The sequence below is a fragment of the Pseudomonas sp. HC1(2025) genome, assembly GCF_058742075.1.
In genome coordinates, this window is the sequence record NZ_CP196017.1 from 5393693 (window position 1) to 5410072 (window position 16380).

13 protein-coding genes are annotated in these 16380 nt (G+C 62.4%); 9 read left to right on the forward strand and 4 right to left on the reverse strand.

All coding sequences use genetic code 11. The features are described 5' to 3' along the window. The first annotated feature begins 104 nt into the window (after positions 1–104). From ACSSVH_RS24270 to yccS, 7 genes are all read left to right on the forward strand, one after another. Positions 105–1547 carry a TldD/PmbA family protein gene (locus ACSSVH_RS24270; protein ID WP_492633828.1) on the forward strand — a complete coding sequence of 481 codons (1443 nt, stop codon included), beginning with the start codon at positions 105–107 and terminating at the stop codon, positions 1545–1547. Then, a complete protein-coding gene (locus tag ACSSVH_RS24275) occupies positions 1547–2863 on the forward strand; it encodes a TldD/PmbA family protein (protein ID WP_492633829.1) in 1317 nt (438 codons plus the stop codon). The genes ACSSVH_RS24270 and ACSSVH_RS24275 overlap by 1 nt, the downstream gene beginning before the upstream one ends. A 256-nt stretch (positions 2864–3119) precedes the next feature. Beyond that, positions 3120–4010 carry an alpha/beta fold hydrolase gene (locus tag ACSSVH_RS24280; protein WP_169953657.1) on the forward strand — a complete coding sequence of 297 codons (891 nt, stop codon included), beginning with the start codon at positions 3120–3122 and terminating at the stop codon, positions 4008–4010. Between the two features lie 36 nt (positions 4011–4046). Continuing rightward, on the forward strand, positions 4047–5474 hold the full coding sequence (gene mdtD, locus ACSSVH_RS24285; protein WP_169953655.1) for a multidrug transporter subunit MdtD: 1428 nt from the start codon (positions 4047–4049) through the stop codon (positions 5472–5474). A 130-nt stretch (positions 5475–5604) separates the two neighbouring features. Beyond that, positions 5605–6942, forward strand: a complete 1338-nt coding sequence (gene dbpA / locus ACSSVH_RS24290) for an ATP-dependent RNA helicase DbpA (RefSeq protein WP_232545553.1) — start codon at positions 5605–5607, stop codon at positions 6940–6942. A 163-nt stretch (positions 6943–7105) separates the two neighbouring features. After that, the gene (locus tag ACSSVH_RS24295) at positions 7106–8284 is read left to right on the forward strand and encodes an aminoacetone oxidase family FAD-binding enzyme (RefSeq protein ID WP_169953653.1); all 1179 of its coding nucleotides are present in this window, start codon (positions 7106–7108) and stop codon (positions 8282–8284) included. A gap of 223 nt (positions 8285–8507) precedes the next feature. Continuing rightward, positions 8508–10691, forward strand: coding sequence for a YccS family putative transporter (yccS, locus tag ACSSVH_RS24300; RefSeq protein ID WP_169953651.1), 2184 nt, complete (start codon positions 8508–8510; stop codon positions 10689–10691). 87 nt (positions 10692–10778) lie between these two features. Here the strand turns inward: yccS and ACSSVH_RS24305 are convergent, their stop codons facing one another. Continuing rightward, entirely contained in the window at positions 10779–11516 is a 738-nt protein-coding gene (locus ACSSVH_RS24305) for a substrate-binding periplasmic protein (RefSeq protein ID WP_492633830.1), read from the reverse strand. Positions 11517–11771: 255 nt separating this feature from the next. Between ACSSVH_RS24305 and ACSSVH_RS24310 the strand changes: the two genes are divergently transcribed. After that, positions 11772–12224 (forward strand): GNAT family N-acetyltransferase, encoded by a 453-nt coding sequence (locus ACSSVH_RS24310; RefSeq protein WP_169953647.1) that lies wholly within the window; start codon positions 11772–11774, stop codon positions 12222–12224. Between the two features lie 96 nt (positions 12225–12320). On the opposite strand, the gene ACSSVH_RS24315 is transcribed toward ACSSVH_RS24310, so the two are convergent. From ACSSVH_RS24315 to ACSSVH_RS24325, 3 genes are read right to left on the reverse strand one after another with little or no spacing between them, the layout of a single operon-like run. Continuing rightward, complete coding sequence (locus ACSSVH_RS24315; RefSeq protein ID WP_170042176.1) at positions 12321–12617, reverse strand: winged helix-turn-helix domain-containing protein; 297 nt, start codon at positions 12615–12617, stop codon at positions 12321–12323. A gap of 17 nt (positions 12618–12634) precedes the next feature. Beyond that, positions 12635–13141, reverse strand: coding sequence for a M48 metallopeptidase family protein (locus ACSSVH_RS24320; protein WP_169953644.1), 507 nt, complete (start codon positions 13139–13141; stop codon positions 12635–12637). A gap of 42 nt (positions 13142–13183) precedes the next feature. Further along, positions 13184–15304: a putative bifunctional diguanylate cyclase/phosphodiesterase gene (locus ACSSVH_RS24325; RefSeq protein ID WP_169953642.1), complete on the reverse strand. Its 2121-nt coding sequence runs from the start codon at positions 15302–15304 to the stop codon at positions 13184–13186. A 319-nt stretch (positions 15305–15623) separates the two neighbouring features. On the opposite strand from ACSSVH_RS24325, the gene ACSSVH_RS24330 reads away from it, so the two are divergent. Then, complete coding sequence (locus ACSSVH_RS24330) at positions 15624–16289, forward strand: polysaccharide lyase family 7 protein (protein ID WP_170042173.1); 666 nt, start codon at positions 15624–15626, stop codon at positions 16287–16289. Positions 16290–16380 lie beyond the last annotated feature (91 nt).

Here is a 16380-nt window from a genome sequence, read left to right on the forward strand (position 1 = left end):
CAAGCCAGCTCCCACATTTTGATTTGTGAACACATTCAAAAGGTGGGAGCTGGCTTGCCCGCGATGGGGCCCTCAAAGCCATCACCGCCCACAAGGAAGGCCCCATGTTCGACAAACACCCGCAACTCAAACAACATTTCGCCGCCCTGCGCACCCGCGCCGAGTTCTTTTCCCTGCGCTACGTACGCGAGTCTGGCCAGTACCTGTCGGTGCGCAAGAACGTTGCCGAGCCGCCACACCTGAGCCGCGACGAAGGCGCCATGCTCACCGTGCGCCTCAACGGGGTCGAAGCCTACGCGGCCACGAATGATATTTCCCTGACCGGCCTGCAAGCCGCCCTCGAGCGTGCCGAGCAGCAAGCCCGTCGGATCAGGCCCCACGCCCTGCTCGACCTGCGCGACCAGCCGGTGTCCAGCGACGTCGCCGACTATCTGTCGCCAGAACTCGAGCAACCCTTCCCGTCCCTGAGCGACTGCTACCAACTGCTCGGCGCCGAATCGGCCGCCGTGCCCAAGGACGAGCGCCTGGTGAACTGGGAGGTCAGCCTGGGCACCACCCGCGTTGAACAGATTTACCTCAACAGCGCCGGCGCCGAGTTGCGCCAGGCCCAGCGCTTTGTGTTCCCCGGCGTCAACGTGACCGCCTACGACGGCAACGACAGCCAGACCCGCACCCTGGGTGGCAGCAACTTTGGCCAGCAAGGTGGCTTTGATGTCATCAGCCGCTTCGGCCTGGTCGGAGCCGCACCCCGAATTGCCGACGAGGCCCTGCAACTGCTGCTGGCCCCCAACACGCCCCAAGGCCCGCGCGACCTGCTGCTGATGCCCGACCAGATGATCCTGCAGATCCACGAGTCCATCGGCCATCCCCTGGAGCTGGACCGCATCCTCGGTGACGAGCGCAATTACGCCGGCACCAGCTTCGTCAAGGCCAGCGACTTCGGGCACCTGCAATACGGCTCCAACCTGCTGAACGTGACCTTTGACCCCGACATTCCCGAGCAACTGGCCAGCTACGCCCATGACGATGACGGCACGCCCGCCAACAAGCAGTTCCTGATCCGTAACGGCCTGCTGCTCAAGCCCCTGGGCGGGGCGCTGTCGCAATACCGCTCGGGCATGGGCGGCGTGGCCAACAGCCGCGCCAGCAGTTGGAACCGCGCGCCCATCGACCGCATGGCCAACCTCAATATCGAGGCCGGCGACCAGAGCCTGGGGCAACTGATCGGCGGCATCGAGCACGGCATCCTGATGTCGACCAACCGTTCCTGGTCCATCGATGATGCGCGCAACAAGTTCCAGTTCGGCTGCGAATGGGGCCAGTTGATCGAGAATGGCGAACTCAAGGGCGTGGTGAAGAACCCCAACTACCGGGCGATTTCCGCGCAGTTCTGGCGCAAGCTCAGCGCCGTGGGCGATGCCAGTACCTTCAAGGTGCTGGGCACGCCCAACTGTGGCAAGGGCGAGCCGAACCAGGTGATCCGCGTCGGCCATGCATCGCCGGCGTGTGTCTTCAGTGATGTGGATGTGTTTGGGGGAGACGCCTGATGAAGGCTTTCAAGGACCTGGTGGAGTGGCTCAAGCAGGCCATCACCGAAGGGGAACAGTTTCATCTGGACTACGCGGCAGAGTCGTCCGAATTCGTGCGTTTCAACCACGCCAAGGTGCGCCAGGCCGGCCAGGTACAGCAGGCCAGTGTCAACCTCAAGCTGATCAACGATGGCCGGCACGCCGACCTCGGTATCACCCTGGCCGGAGACCCCGAGGTGGACCGCCAGCGCCTGGCCGAGGGCCTGCAGCAACTGCGCGAAACCTTGCCCTTGCTGCCCAAGGATCCTTACCTGCTGCTCAATCACACGGCCTGGCAAAACAGCAGCGAGCAGGCTCAGGCGCTGCCGGACCTCGATCAGGTCCTGGGCGAAATCAGCCAGGGCGCCCAAGGTTTCGACCTGGTCGGCATTTATGCCGCCGGGCCGATCAGCCGTGGGTTCGCCAGCTCGTCGGGGGCTTTTGGCTGGCATCAGGCTAATAGTTTCAACTTTGATTTCAGCCTGTTCCATGCCAATGGCGAGGCGGTCAAGGCCAGCTACGCCGGCGATGCCTGGGACAGCGCGGCCTTTGCCCAGCGCTTGCAGCAAGCCCGCGAACAACTGGAGTTCCTTGGCCGGCCCTTGCACACCCTGGCGCCCGGTCAATACCGCGCGTACCTGGCACCGGCGGCCATGGAAGAAATCATCGGCATGCTCGCCTGGGGTGGTTTTTCTGCGCAGGCCATCGCCAGCAAGGGCAGCCCGTTGCAGCGCCTGTATGCCGGCGACCAGGCCCTGAGCCCGCTGGTGGACATGAGCGAACAGATCACGGCCTCCTTGAGCCCGGCGTTCTCCCGTGACGGCTACCCGCGCAGCGACGTGACCTTGATCGCCAATGGCCAGGCGCAAGGGCAACTGGTCAACTCGCGCAGCGCCGCCGAATACGATTTGAGCACCAACGGCGCTAGCGCCGATGAGTCCCCCAGCGCTTTGCAGATGGCCGCCGGCAGCCTGGCCCAGGCCGATATCCTCAAGCAACTGGGCACCGGCCTGTACATCAGCAACCTGTGGTACCTGAACTACTCCGACCAACCGGCGGCGCGCCTGACGGGCATGACCCGCTTCGCCACGTTCTGGGTGCAAGACGGTGAGATCAAGGCGCCGGTCAGCACCATGCGTTTTGACGATAGCGTCTACCAACTGCTGGGCTCACAGTTGGAGGCATTGACTGCCGAGCGCGAGTTGTTGCTGTCGGCCAGCACCTATGGCGAGCGTAATACCTCGTCCAACCTGCTGCCCGGCGCGCTGGTAAAACGTCTGACCCTGACCTTGTAAACGCCCGGCTTGGCGGCGATGGCGGCCAGAAGATCGCCGTCAGGCTCCCGGGCCTGATCGCCGGCAAGCCGGCTCCTACAGGGGAATACCCTGGGTTCTGATGAACCGTCCCTTGCCGCACCCCGTTGGTTGGCGGGCTGTTGTCGACACTCCAAAACCTCGTTATAACGGTTGGTGGCATCCCGCCACCTTTCAACCCGCTTGCGCGCAAGCGATGCATGACCTCGCCCGGGATAGGGCGAGCCGGAGCGTTGACATGTACCAAGGAAGTTTTGTCATTGATAAGTTGTTCAAGCACTACAACGTTCACGTAGAGCAACTGGGTAACGATCCGCAACGCAAGACCGTGCTGTTGGTCAACGGCGCGCTGTCCACCACCCGCTCATTCGCCCGCACCAGCAAGTGCCTGGCCGAGCATTTCAATGTGTTGATGTTCGACTTGCCGTTTTCCGGCTATTCGCGCCCCCACAACACCGATCTGGACCTGGTGACCAAGGACGACGAAGTCGAGATCCTGCGGGCGCTGGTGGAGCGTTTCCAGGTCAACCACCTGGTGTCGGCCTCCTGGGGCGGCATCTCGACCCTGCTGACCCTGGCGCGCAACCCACCTTCTATCGAAAGCTCGGTGGTGATGGCCCTGGCGCCCAATCTCAACCAGGCGATGCTCGAATACGTGGAGCGCGTGCGGGTGCTGATCGAGGCCGATGACAAGTCCGCCGTCGGCCACCTGCTCAATGAAACCGTCGGCAAATTCCTCTCCAGCCGACTCAAGCGCAATAACCATCGGCACCTGTCGACCATGGCCACCACTGAGTACCGCCAGGCGCGCTTTCATATTCATCAGGTGCTTGCCCTGGGCGATGGCAACTACCTGCCGCAATTGCGCCAGATCGAAACCCCGGTGCATTTTCTCAACGGCACCCTGGACGAATACACCCCGGCCAATGAAGCCCAACTGTTCAAGCAGTACGTGGGCCGCAGCAGCTTCGCCAGCGCCGAGCACACCGGCCATTTGCTCGACCTGGAGTCGCGGGAGGCGGCGCTGGCGGTGCACCGGGCGTTGATCGATTTCCTGGTGGGTAAAGACGTTCCCCTGTCAGATATAGACGAACCGCCAGTGGGAAAACCGGCGGAGGTTAGCGCATAATCGGCAACACATAGCCTGCTAACAAAAAGGGATCCCATGCCCAATCGTGTCGTGCTCGATGCCAAGACTGCCCGCTGGTTGCCCTGGGTGGTCGCGATTGCCTTCTTCATGCAGTCGCTCGACGGCACGATTCTCAACACGGCACTGCCCGCCATGGCCGAGGATCTGGCGGAAAACCCGCTGCGCATGCAGGGCGTGATCATCGCCTACATGCTCACCGTGGCCTTGCTGATCCCGGCCTCGGGCTGGATCGCCGACCGTTTCGGCACCAAGAAGATTTTCTTTGGCGCGATCATGCTGTTCAGCATCGGCTCGCTGCTGTGCGCCCTGTCCAGCAGCCTGACCATGCTGGTGGGCGCGCGGGTGATCCAGGGCCTGGGCGGTGCGCTGATGCTGCCGGTCGGCCGGCTGGTGGTGCTACGCGCCTACCCGCGCTCGGAGCTGGTGCGGATCATGGGCTTTATCACCATCCCCGGCCTGCTCGGCCCCTTGCTCGGCCCGACCATGGGCGGCTGGATGGTGCAATACCTGACCTGGCACTGGATCTTCCTGATCAACCTGCCGGTGGGCATGATCGGCTGCTACGCCGTGTGGAAGTTCATCCCCGACCTGCGCGGCAGCGAGCGTACACGCTTCGACAGCCTGGGCTTTTTGCTGTTTGGCGCGGCGATGGTGCTGATCACCATTGCCATGGAAGGCCTGGGTGAGCTGCACTTGCCGCATTTGCGCGTGATGTTGCTGCTGTTCGGCGGCATGGCGTGCCTGGCGGCCTACTGGCTGCGCGCCGGGCATATCGAAAACCCACTGTTCTCGCCGGTGCTGTTCAAGACCCGGACCTTTGCCGTGGGCATTCTCGGCAACCTGTTCGCGCGCCTGGGCAGCGGCGCCCTGCCGTTCCTCGTACCGCTGTTGTTGCAGATCGCCCTGGGCTATTCGCCGTCCCAGGCGGGGATGAGCATGTTGCCCCTGGCGGCGGCGGCCATGCTCGCCAAGTCCATCGCCCGGCCGCTGATCGAACGCCTGGGCTATCGCATCGTGCTCACCGGCAACACCCTGGCGCTGGGGATCATGCTGGCGAGCATGGGCCTGGTCAGCGAGCAGACGCCGTACCCGCTGTTGCTGGCGATGCTCGCGGTACTGGGGGCGATCAACTCCCTGCAATTTACCGCGATGAACACCGTGACCCTGATCGACCTCGACGACGCCCAGGCCAGCAGCGGCAACAGCCTGCTGTCGGTGGTGGCGCAACTGGCCCTGAGCCTGGGGGTGGCCTGCGCCGGTGCCCTGCTTGGCGGGTTTACTGCCGAAGCCGGTAACGATGGAGTCAATACGGTGCTTGAGGCATTCCAGTTGACGTTCCTCACCGTGGGCATCATGGCGATGCTGGCGGCGGCGATCTTCCTGCAATTGTCGCCAAAAGACGGCAAACGGGTGGTCAGCCGCGAGCACGACATTGAGCATTAAGCAGCGACTCGTCTAGAACTTGCAGGGAAATTCCCACGGGGCTGGTACACTGCGCGACATTTTGTTTTGCAGAGCCAGTCCCGTGACCACCATCGCCACCGCTTTTAATACTTTGCCGCTCTCCGCCGCCATGCTGGCTAACCTCGACTCGCTGGGTTATGCCGAGATGACGCAGATCCAGGCGCAAAGCTTGCCGGTGATCCTCAAGGGGCTGGACCTGATCGCCCAGGCCAAGACCGGCAGCGGCAAGACCGCTGCCTTTGGTATCGGCCTGCTGAACCCGATCAACCCGCGCTACTTCGGTTGCCAGGCCCTGGTGATGTGCCCGACCCGCGAGCTGGCAGACCAGGTGGCCAAGGAAATCCGCCGCCTGGCCCGCGCCGAAGACAACATCAAGGTACTGACCCTGTGCGGCGGCGTCTCCCTCGGCCCGCAGATCGCTTCCCTGGAGCATGGCGCCCACGTCATCGTCGGCACCCCGGGCCGCATCCAGCAACACCTGCGCAAGGGTTCGCTGGTGCTGGACGGTTTGAACACGCTGATCCTCGATGAAGCCGACCGCATGCTCGACATGGGCTTCTACGACGCCATCGAAGACATCATCAGCAAGACCCCGGCCCGTCGCCAGACCCTGCTGTTCTCGGCCACCTACCCGGTGAGCATCAAGCAACTGGCCTCCAAATTCATGCGCGCGCCGCAGCAGGTCAAGGCCGAAGCGTTCCACTCCGATGAGCAGATCGAGCAGCGTTTCTACGAAATCTCCCCGGAAGAACGCATGGACGCGGTGACCAAGGTGCTGTCGCACTTCCGTCCGGCCTCTTGCGTGGCCTTCTGCTTTACCAAGCAGCAAGTGCAGGAAACCGTGGATCACCTGACCGCCAAGGGCATTTCTGCAGTCGGCCTGCATGGCGACCTGGAACAGCGCGACCGTGACCAGGTGCTGGCGATGTTCGCCAACCGCAGTACTTCGGTACTGGTGGCCACCGACGTGGCGGCCCGTGGCCTGGACATCGACTCGCTGGACATGGTGATCAACGTCGAACTGGCCCGCGATTCGGAAATCCACATCCACCGCGTCGGCCGTACCGGTCGTGCCGGTGAGACCGGGATCGCCATCAGCCTGGTGGCACCGTCCGAGGCGCACCGCGCCCAGGCCATCGAACTGCTGCAAAAAGCCCCGCTGAACTGGGACCAACTGAGCAACCTCAAGTCCCAGGGCGGCGCGCCGCTGCTGCCGGTGATGAGCACGTTGTGCATTGCTGCCGGCCGTAAAGACAAGGTCCGCCCAGGCGACATCCTTGGCGCGCTGACCGGTGAAGCCGGGATTCCGGGCGCCCAGGTCGGCAAGATCGCGATCTTTGACTTCCAGGCCTACGTGGCGGTGGAGCGCAGCGTCGCCAAGCAGGCGTTGCAGCGCTTGAACGACGGCAAGATCAAGGGCCGTTCGTTGCGCGTACGGATCCTGTAAGCACACCGCGTTGCTGTTGAAGGAACCGAATCAATGTGGGAGCCGGGCTTGCCCGCGATGCAGGCGACTCGGTCTGACAGATTGACCGAGTTGATGCCATCGCAGGCAAGCCAGCTCCCACAGTTGATTGCATTTCAAATCAGGTTTTTGTGAGGACATTGCTGTGCGCTCGACCGAAGTTGTGATCATTGGCGCTGGCGCCGCAGGCTTGATGTGCGCGCTGACCGCCGCCGGGCGTGGGCGCAAGGTGATGCTGATCGACCATGCGAACAAGGCCGGCAAGAAGATCCTGATGTCCGGCGGTGGCCGCTGTAACTTCACCAACATGTACACCGAGCCGGCCAACTTCCTCTCGCACAATGCACACTTCTGCAAATCCGCCCTGGCCCGCTACACCCAGTGGGATTTCATCGCCTTGGTGGCCAAGCATGGCGTGCCGTACCACGAGAAAAAACTCGGTCAGCTGTTCTGCGATAACAAATCCAGCGACATCCTCGGCATGCTGCTCGACGAATGCATCCAGACCGGCGTGAGCCTGCACCTGGACACCTCGATCCAGGAGATCGCCAGGCTCGACAGCGGCTACCAACTGCAAACCACCCTCGGCGAGTTGCGCTGCGAATCCCTGGTGATTGCCACCGGCGGCCTGTCGATTCCGACCCTGGGCGCCACCGGCTTTGGTTATCAGGTAGCCAGGCAGTTCGGTCATGAACTGCTGCCGACCCGCGCAGGCCTGGTGCCGTTTACCATCACCGATCAGCTCAAGGAGCTGTGTGGCGAGCTGTCCGGCACCTCGGTCGATTGCCTGGTCAGCTGCAACGAGCAGAGCTTTCGCGAGAACATTCTGTTTACCCATCGCGGCCTGAGCGGGCCGGCGATTTTGCAGATTTCCTCGTACTGGGAGCCCGGCGACACGGTTGAGATCAACCTGCTGCCCGACCACGACGCCCACGCCTGGCTGCAACAGCAACAGGCCGAGCGCCCCAACAGCGAGCTCAAGACCCTGCTGGGCGAGATCTTCACCAAGAAGATGGCCAACCTGCTGGCCGAGACGTGGTTTGTGTCCAAGCCGATGAAGCAATACACCCACGCCGAACTCGCGGACATCGCCACCCGGCTGGGCTGCTGGCAATTGGTCCCGGCCGGCACCGAAGGCTACCGCACCGCCGAAGTCACCCTGGGCGGGGTGGATACGCGGGAAGTGTCGTCCAAGACCATGGAGTCGCTGAAAAGCCCCGGCCTGTATTTTATCGGCGAAGTGCTGGACGTGACCGGGCACCTGGGCGGCTTCAACTTCCAGTGGGCCTGGGCTTCGGGGTATGCGGCGGCGCAGTACGCCTGAACCAAGGATGTACTCGATCAAACTGTAGGAGCCGGTTTGCCGGCGATAGCGGTGTATCAGTGCCCCATTTGCCGGTTGACCCACCGCTATCGCCGGCAAACCGGCTCCTACAGTTGATTGCGGTGCCTGGGATATTTTTTGCTTATGAATGTGATCGCCACGCTTGCCGTGGCGTCATTACTGGCTCAATTTAGCGGCATCGTCCCGGAAGACCCCAGACTTCATGTCCTCGACCTCGTTCAAGCAGTCCATGCGGCGCCTTTGGGCACTGGATAAGTTCAGTTACAGCGTACGGGTGTTTATCGCCCTCACCGGCAGCATGGCGCTGTGCTGGTATCAGGATGAAATGTCGCTGCTGATCCCGCTGTTCCTGGGGATTATCGCCAGCGCCCTGGCCGAGACCGATGACAGCTGGCAGGGCCGCCTCAATGCGCTGGCGGTAACGCTGGTGTGCTTCAGCGTGGCGGCGCTGTCGGTGGAGTTGCTGTTTCCCTACCCGTGGATTTTTGCCATCGCCATCGCCCTGGCGAGTTTTTGCCTGACCATGCTCGGCGCGTTGGGCGAGCGTTATGGGGCGATAGCCTCGGCCACCTTGATCCTGTCGGTCTACACCATGATCGGCGTGGACCAGCGCGGCGGTGCCGTCACCGACTTCTGGCACGAGCCTTTGCTGCTGGTGGCCGGTGCCGCCTGGTACGGCGCACTGTCGGTGCTGTGGCAGGCAATGTTTTCCAACCAGCCGGTGCAACAGAGCCTGGCCCGGCTGTTTCGCGAGCTGGGGCGTTACCTCAAGCTCAAGTCATCGTTGTTCGAGCCTATTCGCCAGCTGGACGTAGAAGCGCGGCGCCTGGAGCTGGCGCAACAAAATGGCCGGGTGGTGGCGGCGCTCAATGCGGCCAAGGAAATCATCCTGCACCGTGTCGGCAATGGCCGGCCGGGGTCCAAGGTCAGCCGCTACCTCAAGCTGTACTTCCTGGCCCAGGACATCCACGAGCGCGCCAGCTCCTCCCACTACCCCTACAACGCCCTGGCCGAGGCGTTCTTCCACAGCGATGTGCTGTTCCGCTGCCAGCGCCTGCTGCGCCAGCAAGGCAAGGCCTGCCAGGCCCTCGCCGAGTCGATCCAGTTGCGCCAGCCATTCGTCTACGACGACAGCTTCGCCGAGGCCCTGGGCGACCTGAACGCCTCCCTCGAACACCTGCGCATCCAGAGCAACCCGGCCTGGCGCGGGCTGCTGCGTTCGTTGCGCGCGCTGGCGGCTAACCTGTCGACCCTCGACCGCCTGCTCAGTGACGCCAGCAACCCCGACAGCCTGGCAGATGCCAGCGACAGCAGCCTGCTGGACCGTTCGCCGCGCAACCTCAAGGAAATGTGGACGCGCCTGCGTACCCAACTGACCCCGACTTCGCTGCTGTTCCGTCACGCCCTGCGCCTGCCGCTGGCGCTGAGTGTCGGCTACGGCATGGTGCATTTGATCCACCCGTCCCAGGGCTACTGGATCATCCTCACCACCCTGTTTGTCTGCCAGCCCAACTACGGCGCTACGCGGCGCAAGCTCGGCCAGCGGATCGTCGGCACAGCCATCGGCCTGACAGTGGCCTGGGCGCTGTTCGATCTGTTCCCCAGCCCCCTGGTGCAATCGATGTTCGCCATCGCCGCCGGGCTGGTGTTCTTTATCAACCGCACCACCCGCTACACCCTGGCCACCGCGGCCATTACCCTGATGGTGCTGTTCTGCTTCAACCAGGTGGGCGATGGCTACGGGCTGTTCCTGCCGCGCTTGTTCGATACCCTGCTCGGCAGCCTGATCGCCGGGCTGGCGGTGTTCCTGTTCCTGCCGGACTGGCAAGGCCGGCGCCTGAACAAAGTGCTGGCCAACACCCTGACCTGCAACAGCATCTACCTGCGCCAGATCATGCAGCAATATGCCGCCGGCAAGAGCGACGACCTGGCCTACCGCCTGGCCCGGCGCAATGCACACAACGCCGACGCCGCGCTGTCCACCACCCTGGCCAATATGCTGATGGAGCCTGGGCATTTCCGTAAGGAAGCCGACGTAGGCTTCCGATTCCTGGTGCTGTCCCACACCTTGCTCAGTTACCTCTCGGGGCTTGGCGCGCACCGCGACACCCAACTGCCAGCAGACGTGCGCGAGCACCTGATCGAAGGCGCGGGCAAGACCCTCGCCACGAGCATCGACGAAATCGCCACGGGGCTGGCGAACAAGCAGCCGATCGCGGTGCAAAGCGATGCCGAGGAAGCGCTGGCGGTGGAGCTGGAGCAGATGCCGGATGAGATCGACGAAGCACAACGCCTGGTACAGACACAGTTGGGGTTGATCTGTCGGCAGTTGGGGCCGCTGCGTACCTTGGCGGCGCATTTGATCAAGGAAACCAGTGCGGCTTAGGCCGTCATCGCAGGTGAGCCAGCGCCTACCTTTGAAATGCATTCCCATGTGGGAGCTGGCTTGCCTGCGATGAGGCCCTGAAGACCACTACATCCCATGCTGTTTGAGCAGTCGCGCATAACTGCCATCAACTTTCATCCGGGCAATCTCCCGATCAAACCCGGCAACAATCTGCTCATGCCTGGGGTTTTTCAGGCTGACCAGAATATGCAGGCTGTTCTCACTCAAGGGCTTGGGCAAAAACTCCACCGCACTGCGCACCCTGGGTGATTCCCGCGCCAGGTAAAAGCGCGCGACATACTCGTCCTCGACCGTCAGCCGCACCCGCCGGGCCGCGAGCATGCGCACGGCCATGGCGAAGTTATGCACCGGGACTTTTTGCAGTTGGGGATCGGCATCGAACTCGGCTGAATAGGCGTAGCCGCGTACCACGGCGACGGGATAGTCGTGCAGTTGCTGCAGGTTCTGGAACTCGATGGGATCGTCGCGGCGCTTGATGAAACGCACGCGGTTGAGCAGGTACTCGGCGGAAAACTGCCCCAACTGCGTGCGCGCCTCGTCGTACCAGGCATTGATCAACACGTCATAACGCCCGTCGCCTACCCCCATCAGCGCCCGCGCCCAAGGCACCTGCTCGAAATCACTGGCATAGCCGGCACGCGCCAGGGCAGTGCTGACGATATCGGTGGCCAGGCCTCCATTGACCAGGGTCGCATCGGTAAACGGCGGCCACGCATCCGCCACCAGGCGCAAGCGTTCCGCGGCCACCGTGGGGGCCAGCAACAGCAATACGATCAAAGCAACGGCACGAGACAATCGCAGCATGCTTAATGTCCTTGCACAGCGGGCAGTTCCTTGCGGGCGATGACGCCTGGCGGGAATCCTTCCAGGTTCTGACTTTAGCTTATCGCTCGCGGTGTACCGCAGATTACACAAAGAACCCGGCCGCGAAAGCACTCAATGATGGCAAATTGACGTCACTCACAAAAAACGTGGTTTTGCAGGTGTTTGCACCACCGCCCAAGACAGTCGCCGGTCAGGGCATTACTATCCAGGCAGGTCTTTATGCGAGATGGAACGATGACTGTCGATTGGGTTTGCAAGCACCACAATGATCTGGGCAAGGAACAGCTCTACGCCATTTTGCGTCTGCGGGCAGCGGTGTTTGTGGTCGAGCAGAAATGCGTCTACCAGGATATCGATGACCAGGACCTGGAGGGCGATACCCACCACCTGATGGCCTGGCAGGACAATCAACTGGTGGCCTACCTGCGCCTGCTCGACCCGGAGCTGCACGGCGGCGACGTGGTGATCGGCCGCGTGCTGGTGGCCGAGGCGGCACGGGGTACCGGCCTGGGGCACGAGATGCTGGAGGAAACCCTCAAGCAGATCGACGATATCTGGCCGCAGACGCCGATCTTTCTCTCAGCCCAGGCGCATTTGCAGGGGTACTACGCAAGATACGGGTTCAAGGTCGAGGGGGAGGAATACCTGGAGGATGAAATTCCGCATATTGGGATGCGGCGCGCCTGAGGACGCCATCGCGGGCAAGCCCGCTCCCACATTTGAGCGCAATCAGCCTGTGGGAGCGGGCTTGCCCGCGATAGCGCCAGGCCTGCCAACCCAACTTCAGGGATAACCCAACACCTGCTTGACCTGCACCAGGTTGCGCTCGATCCAGCCGCGGTCAATCGCCCCCCAGTCGCGAATCCGATAGCGCCCGGCATGATTGCGGGCGCCCTCTTCCTGCTCGAACTCACAGACGATATCCAGGTCCGCCAACGCGGCGATGGTGTCCTGCGCCGTGCGCCGGGGCATGCCGGTCACCTCGGTCAGCGCCGGGACGCTGCTGGCCAATTGGCTATCGATCAGGTACGCCACATACAGGCGGCGGTAGAAACTGCTCTTGGTCTTGCTGACATCCATGCTCGCTTCCTCTCGATTCAATCCCGCGCCGCGCCTTGCAAGTCGCGATAGGTCAGGTACACCCGCAGGTCGAATTCCACCTGGTGGTAGCCGGGCAACATGTATTCGCAAAGTTTATAGAACGCCTTGTTGTGGTCCGATTCCTTGAAGTGCGCCAGTTCGTGGACAACGATCATCTTCAGGAACTGCGGCGCCGCGTCCTTGAACAACGCGGCGATGCGGATCTCTTTCTTGGCCTTGAGATTGCCGCCCTGCACCCGCGAGATCGTGGTGTGCAGGCCCAGGGCGCGGTGGGTCAGGTCCAGGCGGTTGTCGAACAGCACTTTGTCGATGGCCGGCGCGTTGCGCAGGTGCTCCTGCTTCAGGGCCAGGGCGTAGCTGTACAACGCCTTGTCACTTTGCACCCCATGACGCTCGGGGTAGCGCTGTTGCAGGTAGTCGCCCAGTTGATCCTTGGCGATCATTTGGCGCACTTGCTCTTGCAGGGCGGCGGGATAGGCCTGGAGGTATTTCAACGCAGTCATGGGTTCGAACGGCAGGGGCGTGAGGCCGCCAGTGTAGCGAATTCAGCAAGGGCCTGCCCGTAGCGCGAAAAGCTGCGGCCACTGGCAAATATCCTCAGCCGTCAGGGGCGGGGCCACCAGCGGTCCCTGGATAAACTGGCAGCCATTGGCCTGCAGCCAGTGGCATTGCTCAAGGGTTTCCACACCTTCGGCGATCACCAGCAAGCCGAAGTGCCCGCACAGCTCGATAATGCTGCGGGCCAGCGCCGCCTCCCGCGGCGAGCCGAGCACGCGGGCGACCAGGCCGGGGTCGAGCTTGAGCGTGTCGAACTCCAGGTCACGCAGATGCGCCAGGGAGCAGTTGCCCGAACCAAAGTCATCCAAGGCTATGCGCACGCCCAGGCGCCGTAGCTGCTTGAGCTGCTTGATGGACTCTTCAATGTTGTGCATCAGGCTTTCTTCGGCGATTTCCACTTCCAGTTGTCGCCCGTGCAGCCCATGTCGCTCCAGTGCCTGCTGCAGTTGAGCCACCAGGTTGGGCATATTGAACTGGCTGCTGCTCAGGCTCACGCTGAGCACCCAGTCGTCACGCATGACTGGGGCCCAGGCCTGTCGCGCCAATGCCACCTGGTGGTAGATCCAACTGCTGAGCTGGCTAATCAACCGCGCCTCTTCCAGCAAGGGCAGGAACAACCCGGGCGGCACATCGCCAACACTGGGGTGCTGCCAGCGCAACAAGGCTTCGACCCCGCGCAAGTGCCCGTCCACCAGGGACACTTGGGGCTGGTACACCAACGTCACCTGCTTGTTGTCGATGGCCTCGCGCACACTGCTTTCTAGCATCAGGCGCGAGCGGGCCCGGCCGTTCATTTCCTGATCGTAATAGCGATATTGCTGGCGCCCTGCCCGCTTGGCTTCGTACATGGCGATGTCGGCGGCGCGCAGCAGGCCAGTGAGATCGCGCCCGCAATCGGGGAAAGTGGCAATGCCGATACTGACCCCCAACATCACTTCCAGGCCGTCTACCTGCTGGCAGATCGACACTCGCTCGATCAGTTGTTCGGCGAGCTTGGCGGCCTGCTCCGGGTATTGCAGTTCCAGCAACGCGACAAACTCATCCCCCCCAAGGCGGCCAAGAATGTCGCAACTGCGCAGGCACAGCTCCAACTGCTCCGAGACCCAGCGCAGCACCCGGTCGCCGGCGTCGTGCCCCACGGAATCATTGACCCGCTTGAAGCCGTCCAGGTCCATGTACAGCAGCACCGTGGCCAGCTCGCTGCGCTCGTTGCGCAGCAGGATCGTCTCCACGGTCTGGTAAAAACCCCGCCGGTTGAGCAGACCGGTGAGGGGGTCGGTGACGGCCTGGGACTCCAATTGCTGATGCAGGTGCCGTACTTGCGACATGTCCTGCACAGTCACCACCATGGCCTTCTGCTCGCGGGGCAAGGGCGCACAGGACATCGCCACCGGCAGTTGCTGGCCGGGCGCGGTACGCAGGATCGCATCGTGCAGGCGCCAGGTTTCGCCGCGCAGGTAGCCGGCGTAAAGCTCGCAGCCGAACCAGTCGGGCATATGGGGTTTTTGCAGGTAGCCGAGGAACGCCCGGCCTTGCAGTTCATCCACCGTGGCATTGAGCAATCGCGAAATAGCCGGGTTGGCGTAGCTGATCACCCCGTCTTCGCCCACCACCAGGATGCCCTCGGCGGCGTTGTCGAGCACCGAGGCATTGAAGGCACGGGCCAGTTCCAGGTCATGACTCAAGCGCTGCAAGGCCCGTCGGTTGCGCTGATGCTCCAGCAAGGCCTGGACCTTGGGCTTGAGGATCTGCGGGTCGAATGGCTTGAACAGGTAGTCGATGGCACCGCTGGCATAGCCTTCCAGCACGGCGGCGGGCGATTGCTCATTGGCACTCAAGAAAATGATCGGAGTCATGCGGGTGCGCTGGCTGCCGCGCATCAAGCGCGCCACTTCGAAGCCGTCCATGCCCGGCATTCGCACATCCAGCAGCACCAGGTCGACGTCACGTTCGAGCAGCAGCCCCAGGGCTTCCTCGCCGGAAGCCGCCGTCACCACCTGCCAGTCGTCGCGCTGCAGGAGCGCGCGCATGCTGATCAGGTTTTCCGGGTAGTCATCGACCACCAGGAGCACTGAACAGCCGTCGGCCGGGGTTGGAACGGATTCCATGCTGCATCTCTTCCTTGAGGGTTCATTCCGGTCATTTTTGCGACAAAACCGGACACTTAATGTGGAGTCACTCTAGCCCTGGATCCAATAAAGCAGAAGGCGCGACGATGCCATCATTGCGCCAAAAGGCCACACAACCGACTAACGGTCAGCGCCTACAGCCCACGGACTACGGGAAAGATGGCTTTTTGACAGACTATTGACGCCAATAAACCGCCTAAAACTTGTTAACAAACAGTTACCACCCGCTTATAAAGAACGCGCCAATCCACGGGCCAAAGCCTTTTGACCCTTCTTTCGTACAGTAAAGGCGCACCCCATGATTGATCTGTCCACCTGGAACCTGAGCATCCCTGTTGGCACCCCGCCAGCCACCATCGACACCCCCAAGCTGCTCAGTGGTTTCAAAGGCAAATACTTCCAGGCCGAAGGCAGCAGCGTGCAATTCTGGTCCCCGGTGACCGGTACCCGTACCGAAAACGCCATCTACCCGCGCAGCGAACTGCGGGAAACCTATGCCGACGGCCGGCTGCGCAACTGGACCTATCCCGAAGCCGACAATTACCTGCGTGCCACCCTGGCCATCAACCAGGTGCCCTCTTCGGGCAAGATCGTGATCGGCCAGATTCACGCCTATGACAGCCAGAAACCGCTGGTCAAAGTCGAATACCAGTACAAGGAAAAAACCCAGACCGGCAACATCGTCGCCAAAGTGCGCATGCGCCCGGACGACAGCAAGGGCCGGGTAATTATCGTGGCCGAGAATGTGCCCCTGGGGCGCAACTTCACCTACGTCATTCACCTGAACAAGGCTGGCTTGTTGAGCATCGAGGCCGCCAACGGCCAATGGAACGAACGCCTCGGCGCGGCCTGGGGCAAAAAGCCGTTGTACTTCAAGGCCGGTGTGTACGTGCAAGACAACAGTGGCGACAGCAAAGAGGGCGGCAAAGTGACGTTTGCCAAGCTGGATATCGATCACAACTGACAGTCTGATCATTCTCACGACGCTTTAGGACAGAACCGCGACCCTGGGTCTCGACTTTCTTGTAGGACAATTCGAGTATGGCGCCGCGCAC

What these genes read in the sequence shown, in the direction of transcription:
- ACSSVH_RS24305 (WP_492633830.1), bottom strand. Translation starts at nt 11,516, where the DNA reads ATGCTGCGATTGTCTCGTGCCGTTGCTTTGATCGTATTGCTGTTGCTG.
- ACSSVH_RS24275 (WP_492633829.1), top strand. Translation starts at nt 1,547, where the DNA reads ATGAAGGCTTTCAAGGACCTGGTGGAGTGGCTCAAGCAGGCCATCACC.
- dbpA (WP_232545553.1), top strand. Translation starts at nt 5,605, where the DNA reads ATGCTGGCTAACCTCGACTCGCTGGGTTATGCCGAGATGACGCAGATC.
- ACSSVH_RS24320 (WP_169953644.1), bottom strand. Translation starts at nt 13,141, where the DNA reads ATGACTGCGTTGAAATACCTCCAGGCCTATCCCGCCGCCCTGCAAGAG.
- ACSSVH_RS24315 (WP_170042176.1), bottom strand. Translation starts at nt 12,617, where the DNA reads ATGGATGTCAGCAAGACCAAGAGCAGTTTCTACCGCCGCCTGTATGTG.
- ACSSVH_RS24280 (WP_169953657.1), top strand. Translation starts at nt 3,120, where the DNA reads ATGTACCAAGGAAGTTTTGTCATTGATAAGTTGTTCAAGCACTACAAC.
- ACSSVH_RS24330 (WP_170042173.1), top strand. Translation starts at nt 15,624, where the DNA reads ATGATTGATCTGTCCACCTGGAACCTGAGCATCCCTGTTGGCACCCCG.
- yccS (WP_169953651.1), top strand. Translation starts at nt 8,508, where the DNA reads ATGTCCTCGACCTCGTTCAAGCAGTCCATGCGGCGCCTTTGGGCACTG.
- ACSSVH_RS24310 (WP_169953647.1), top strand. Translation starts at nt 11,772, where the DNA reads ATGACTGTCGATTGGGTTTGCAAGCACCACAATGATCTGGGCAAGGAA.
- mdtD (WP_169953655.1), top strand. Translation starts at nt 4,047, where the DNA reads ATGCCCAATCGTGTCGTGCTCGATGCCAAGACTGCCCGCTGGTTGCCC.
- ACSSVH_RS24270 (WP_492633828.1), top strand. Translation starts at nt 105, where the DNA reads ATGTTCGACAAACACCCGCAACTCAAACAACATTTCGCCGCCCTGCGC.
- ACSSVH_RS24325 (WP_169953642.1), bottom strand. Translation starts at nt 15,304, where the DNA reads ATGGAATCCGTTCCAACCCCGGCCGACGGCTGTTCAGTGCTCCTGGTG.